Source organism: Nostoc sp. T09 (assembly GCF_002154695.1).
Classification (GTDB): domain Bacteria; phylum Cyanobacteriota; class Cyanobacteriia; order Cyanobacteriales; family Nostocaceae; genus Aulosira.
The window spans coordinates 25,819-31,818 of record NZ_MTAV01000107.1 but is presented as its reverse complement, the minus strand read 5'-3'; the positions used below and the strand labels follow the sequence as shown (position 1 = coordinate 31,818).

Sequence of the window (6,000 nt, the reverse complement as noted above, 5' to 3'; positions counted from 1 at the left end):
GGAGAACGTGCACAGAATATTAAACAGGCGATCGCTGCTTATACTGCGGCACTGTCAGTTTATACCCAGAGCGCCTTTCCTGTACAATGGGCAACCACGCAAAATAATCTGGGGGCTGCTTACCTTGGCAGAATATTCGGAGAACGTGCACAGAATATTGAACAGGCGATCGCCGCTTATACTGCGGCACTGTCAGTTAGAACCCGCAAAGCCTTTCCTGTAGATTGGGCAATGACGCAAAATAATCTGGGGGCTGCTTACCTTGGCAGAATATTCGGAGAACGTGCACAGAATATTGAACAGGCGATCGCTGCATATCGCGCCGCACTCGAAGTTTTAACCCGCAACGCCTTTCCCCAAAACCATGCAGAAATTTTGTTAAATCTCGGCATTTTATACCAACAGGAAAAACAATTTGATTTAGCTTACAATACCTTTGACACAGCTATTGCGACAGTCGAACCTTTGCGGGGTGAAATTGTTTCTGGTGACGAAGCCAAGCTCAAACAAGCTGAAGAATGGAATAAACTTTATCGCCGCATGGTGGAAGTGTGCCTAGCATTAGCAAAAGACACGGAAGCCATAGAATATATTGAACGTAGCAAAACCCGCAATTTAGTAGAACTGTTAACGAAAGCAGCTTTAGCAACTCAAGAGAATCTGCCTTTAGTTAGTAGTAGTATCCAATTTACCGAAATTCAAAACCTTTTAGATAACGAAACTGCCATTATCCAATGGTACATTTTTAATGATTGTTTTCGGGCTTTCATCATCACCCACAATCACAAACCTGTAATCTGGCAATCTCAACCACAAGATTTAGAAAACTTAGAAAAATGGATTGATGATTACCTCCAGCGTTACATCGAAAATAAAAACAAGTGGCGTTCTCAGCTACATCATCAACTTACCCAACTCACACAAATTCTCCACCTCAATCAAATAGTCTCACTCATCCCTGCTCATTGCCAAAAATTAATTCTCATTCCCCATCGTTATTTACATCTTTTACCTTTCCACGCTGTCCCCCTATCTAACAACACCTCCACACCAGAGTATTTAATTGATAAATTTCCCGGTAGTGTGAGTTATGCACCCAGTTGTCAACTGTTGCGTTTCGCCCAAATCAAAGCCCAACAACTCAATTCATCATCTCAATTATTGGCTGCTTCACTGAGCCATTTATTTGCGATTCAAAACCCTACCAATAATTTAGCCTTCACCGATATCGAAGTCGAAACCATAGCCGCAGATTTTCAACCGCACCAAATTCTCAAACATCACCAAGCCACCAAAGCAGCATTAGCAGAAAAACTAAACAACGAAAATCTCAGCAATTCCCAATGGCTACATTTTTCTTGTCACGGATATTTTAATTTCAACTCACCGCTACAATCAGGCTTACAGTTAGCAACAGCCACAATTGCTGAAATTCCTGCCAATACCAAGTCATCGCGCTACCTGCGAGTTGATGAAGAAACATTAATTGATTTAAATGAATGCCTGACTTTAGAAGATATATTTCAATTAAACTTAGCTAATTGCCGTCTTGTCACCCTTTCTGCTTGCGAAACCGGCTTGATTGACATTACAAATAACAGCGATGAATATATAGGCTTAACCAGTGGCTTTATCCGCGCTGGCGCAGCCAATATTATTAGTACCTTATGGGCTGTGAGCGACTTTCACACAGCTTTATTAATGATTAAATTTTATGAGCTATTGCCCAATCATTCATATAATGTGCCCTTAGCACTTAATCATACCCAGCAATGGCTACGGCAAGCAACCCAAGCACAAATCATCAGATGGATTCGCGGTAAGCAAAAAATGGAATTAGCACAAAAACAGCAAATTATTGATATTTTAGAAACACAATATAAACCCGAACAACAACCATTTAAAAAACCAGAATTCTGGGCAGCTTTTTGTGCAATCTCTCCGTGTTAATGCAAAGGCTCAGATCCCCGACTTCTCTAAGAAGTCGGGGATCTTTTAGAGCTTGTGTTTTACCCCAAAAACCACCCAACGAAAAATAAATTTATGGAACCTGATAAACTTATCCAAGCATTCACCCAAGTAGCGCGAAATCAAGATTACGTTTTTCCACCAGATGCTATTACAGCTATCCCAGAACTTCAAGCAAAAATAGCAGAGTTAGAAACCCAACCACCTAATGTAATAGCAGAAGCGCTGCGCCAATGGTACATCAATTACGAAGATGTCAGAGATGCGGTATTAATTGAAGAACGCGAAATTGATAAAGTCAGTAAAACCAAACCAGAAATTCAAGAAAACACCCAAGAAAACCGCTACCGAGTTTTGCAAGATGAACTCAAAAAATTGCAAGCTAAAAATACAGCCGCCTCTCAGCCAAATCAACCATGAAATTATATGCGCCGAATATTCATTTATTCGCTTTTCAATTACACAAAAGCTCTAGTAATGCTACATCAACCGCTCCAAACTTTCTCTGGAATACTGCTGATGAAATAGTCCACGCCACCTTACAGCAAGATTTGCATCTCAGCCAGCGTATTGATATTTATAAACAACCAGATAACCCCCGTGTAGATTTACTCAAAGACACAGAAGTTATCAATGATAATTATGCTGTCTCTTTTGCTAGTGAAGTTTCTCTCAACCAAAATCAAGATGTACTCATCAAAGGCTTTGCTCATCCCTTACGTCTTTACGACAGTTACAGCTTGTGGCTAAATTTACGCCGTCCAGAAAAGGAAAATAATCAGCCAACAGACGATGTAGAAATAGCTTTATTACGCCAATTAAATCCCAATAACTGTTTAATTGTTAAAGACAATTCTCAATTTCTTGGTCAAACCTTACTCATAACTGGTTGGTTAACAGGCGCAAAAGATAGACAAATTATCCAGCAAATCGCCAGCGAATGTTTAACCTCAATCTTCCCCAATAACTACCAGATACCACCATTTAACCGCCAAACTGAGTTATTCGGTAGTCCAATTTTTGAATATGGATTATTTAGTCAATTAGCTAACTATCAGCACGTTTTAATTTGGCTATTTGTCGATGACAAGGCAGATGCTAAATTTAAGCAATGCTATCAAGAATTATTAGATTTATTTTTCTTCCGAACCAAAGCCGTAAAAGCTTACAAAGATAGTAGAGAAATTTATAAACAACTAGATTTAGCCTATCGCCAAATAGAAACAAATATTGACCAAATACCCAAAGTAGATAACAATCAATCTACCAACACAGTAAATTTAACTAACTTAAAAACCCAGCTAAAAGCCTTACCGCAATTATCATTAACCTACACCCGCCTGCTGCGAAATTTAGAAGAATATCAAAATACAATTGCGATTAACACCTATAACTACACCGAAAGATTGCAGCAGATTCGGAGTTTAATTCCCGGTGAAGACATCAGCTTTATAGAAACATTCAGCCAAAAAAATGCTCCCTTCTTTCAACAACAAATCAGTGCAAACTTAGGCTACTTCCGCCACGGTGCAGAATTATTGAGTAAAGCCATAGACTCAATTCGCGGCATAGTAGAAATAGAACAAGCCGAGAGCGATCGCTCTTTAGAACGGACAATTCAAATATTAGGCATCGGCTTTGGTGGCGGTGCAATTATCTCCGGCGTAGTCGTCCAACATATCGACAAACTCAACAAGCCTCTAGCAGCTATATCTCCTGATAACCAACCTCATCCTTTTTACGCATCCTTGCTTTTAAGTTTTTTTGCTACATTGTTATTTATTGCCTTGGGTTGGTTAATCACCAAACGCAGTAGGGGATAAGGGACATAAACAATTCAAAATTGCGAAGCGTTGCGAGCGCAGCAAAGCAATCTGAAATGTTTTTGCCTATTGCCTTCTTGCCAAACAACGAATGACAAATGCCCAATGACAAATAACAAATGACAAATGACATATAACAAATCACCTATCATACGTTTAGAAAATATCTATAAAATCTATGGTAGTGGTGAAACCGAAGTCAAAGCACTCAATGATGTGAATTTGACTATTAACGAAGGCGAGTATTGTTCAATCATGGGGCCTTCTGGTTCCGGTAAATCCACAGCCATGAATATTATCGGCTGTCTAGATCGCCCCACCTCTGGGAGTTACTATCTAGATAACCTTGATGTAGCGCAAATGGAAGATAAAGCATTGGCGCACATTCGCAACATCAAACTAGGGTTTGTATTTCAACAATTTCACTTATTACCCCAACTCACAGCCCTAGAAAATGTCATGCTGCCAATGGCGTATGCTGGAATCAATGCTAACGAAAGACGCGATCGCGCTACCGAAGCCTTGATTAAAGTCGGCTTAGAAAAGCGCCTCAACAACAAACCCACTCAACTATCTGGTGGACAACAACAAAGAGTAGCGATCGCCCGGGCTATTGTCAATCGTCCCGTCGTTCTCCTAGCCGATGAACCTACTGGCGCACTAGATTCACGCACAACCCAAGAAGTAATGGATATATTTAGCGAATTGAACGCCAGTGGTATTACAGTAGTTATGGTCACCCATGAACCAGATGTGGCGCGTCAAACTCAGCGTATTGTTTGGTTCCGCGATGGTGAAGTTATTCACTCTTATTTAACTCCAGCCGATTTAACTCATTTGGCTGCATCGTAAACTATTGTGATTACCTACAAACTTCATCTAGAAAATGTCGATTGGGAGGAGATGAAAGCCACACTCAGTCAGGATAACTTTGACAACGGCAGAACTCCTGAGCAACTCAAAATATCCTTTACTAATAGTTATCGTACTTGCATTGCTTATGCAGGCGATCGCATCATTGGTACAGCCCGTGTATTATCGGATGGTATTTGTAATGCTTATATAGTTGATGTCTGGACATTCACTCCTTACCGTCGCCAAGGAATTGCTAGTACAATGATGCGAATACTATTAGATGAATTGCCTGGTCAACACGTCTGTTTATTTACTGATGATGTTGTAGATTTTTACCAGCAACTTGGCTTTAAAAAACTAGAAACCTGCTTGGAGAAAGTAGTCGGTAAATGGCTAATTAATGACCCTTAATAAATAAAAGAATAATCTCTTTGTTTAATTATTAATTATAAATTTTACATCAAAATAGATTTCGCCTGATTAAGCAATAAATATTATATTTTTAAGGCTAATAACTATAAATCAGTTATTAGCCTTTATATCAATTCTTTATGAAAATGCATATAATTAGCCTGCGTAGGCAGGCTTTGTTTGTTTAGCCCTAGGCTTCTAGCCTGAGGGCGTTAATGTGCAGCCTCACATAGAATTGGTATGACAGCGTTATAAATTACAAACTTGATGTTTTGCCAGTTTGTGCTTGTGTTTCAATCGGCTTGACATCACTGTAGCCCATATTGCCTGCGATCGTTCGCAGCACAGAAATTTGCTCTTCAAATTCTAATCCTTCAAGTTGGGAAAGTAGATTGTCAATACTATCTGTAGTTTCATAATCGTCTGGGATATCAACTATCTTATCTCCCATACCTACAGCCCAAGCATACCAAACCAACAGCTGATTATTTTCTTTTATAGCGCCATAGGCACGAGAATAATCTGTAGCCTCGCGATTAACAATTTGGCGCATAATCGCCAATTGCTCTTCAACTGATAACTCCAAATAATCTCCTAGCAAGATTGGTGCTAAATTAGGTTCGGCAGCAGCAGGCGCAGCTGGAGTAACAGAATCCCCCATTTTTTCATAAACAAAATACAGCCATGCTAACTTAGCATCGGTGTCTAAGGCATTAAAAGCTTCTACTGTTTTTTGAGTTTCATTAGTCAGAGCTTGAGAAATGTTTTTATCTTGGCTAGCGGTCATTGTTAATCTCCAAGGCAATTTAACTTATCAAACTTAGGGTTAACAGAGTTTAAGAATTAGAATCTACCCCCAATGGAAAGAGATTTATTATGCGCAACTTGCAGATTTTATCTATCTTTTAATAGAAGTAAGAATATCTCCCAAGGTGCCAATGAT

Annotated in this window: 6 protein-coding genes; 5 read left to right on the top strand and 1 reads right to left on the bottom strand. The window is 39.5% G+C overall.

Going from position 1 to position 6,000, the window contains the following annotated elements:
* The 5 genes from BV372_RS20950 to BV372_RS20930 form a co-directional block, all read left to right on the top strand.
* On the top strand, positions 1–1,950 hold a 1,950-nt coding region (locus tag BV372_RS20950), incomplete at its 5' end, for a CHAT domain-containing protein (protein WP_143845225.1).
* Between the two features lie 93 nt (positions 1,951–2,043).
* Positions 2,044–2,388 (top strand): hypothetical protein, encoded by a 345-nt coding sequence (locus BV372_RS20945; protein ID WP_086688425.1) that lies wholly within the window; start codon positions 2,044–2,046, stop codon positions 2,386–2,388.
* Positions 2,385–3,791, top strand: a complete 1,407-nt coding sequence (locus BV372_RS20940) for a hypothetical protein (RefSeq protein ID WP_086688424.1) — start codon at positions 2,385–2,387, stop codon at positions 3,789–3,791. The genes BV372_RS20945 and BV372_RS20940 overlap by 4 nt, the downstream gene beginning before the upstream one ends.
* Before the next feature lie 126 nt (positions 3,792–3,917).
* Positions 3,918–4,643, top strand: a complete 726-nt coding sequence (locus BV372_RS20935; RefSeq protein WP_086688423.1) for an ABC transporter ATP-binding protein — start codon at positions 3,918–3,920, stop codon at positions 4,641–4,643.
* Positions 4,644–4,649: 6 nt separating this feature from the next.
* The gene (locus tag BV372_RS20930) at positions 4,650–5,057 is read left to right on the top strand and encodes a GNAT family N-acetyltransferase (RefSeq protein ID WP_256973352.1); all 408 of its coding nucleotides are present in this window, start codon (positions 4,650–4,652) and stop codon (positions 5,055–5,057) included.
* A gap of 256 nt (positions 5,058–5,313) precedes the next feature.
* On the opposite strand, the gene BV372_RS20925 is transcribed toward BV372_RS20930, so the two are convergent.
* Positions 5,314–5,844 carry an orange carotenoid protein N-terminal domain-containing protein gene (locus BV372_RS20925; RefSeq protein WP_086688421.1) on the bottom strand — a complete coding sequence of 177 codons (531 nt, stop codon included), beginning with the start codon at positions 5,842–5,844 and terminating at the stop codon, positions 5,314–5,316.
* Positions 5,845–6,000: the final 156 nt, after the last annotated feature.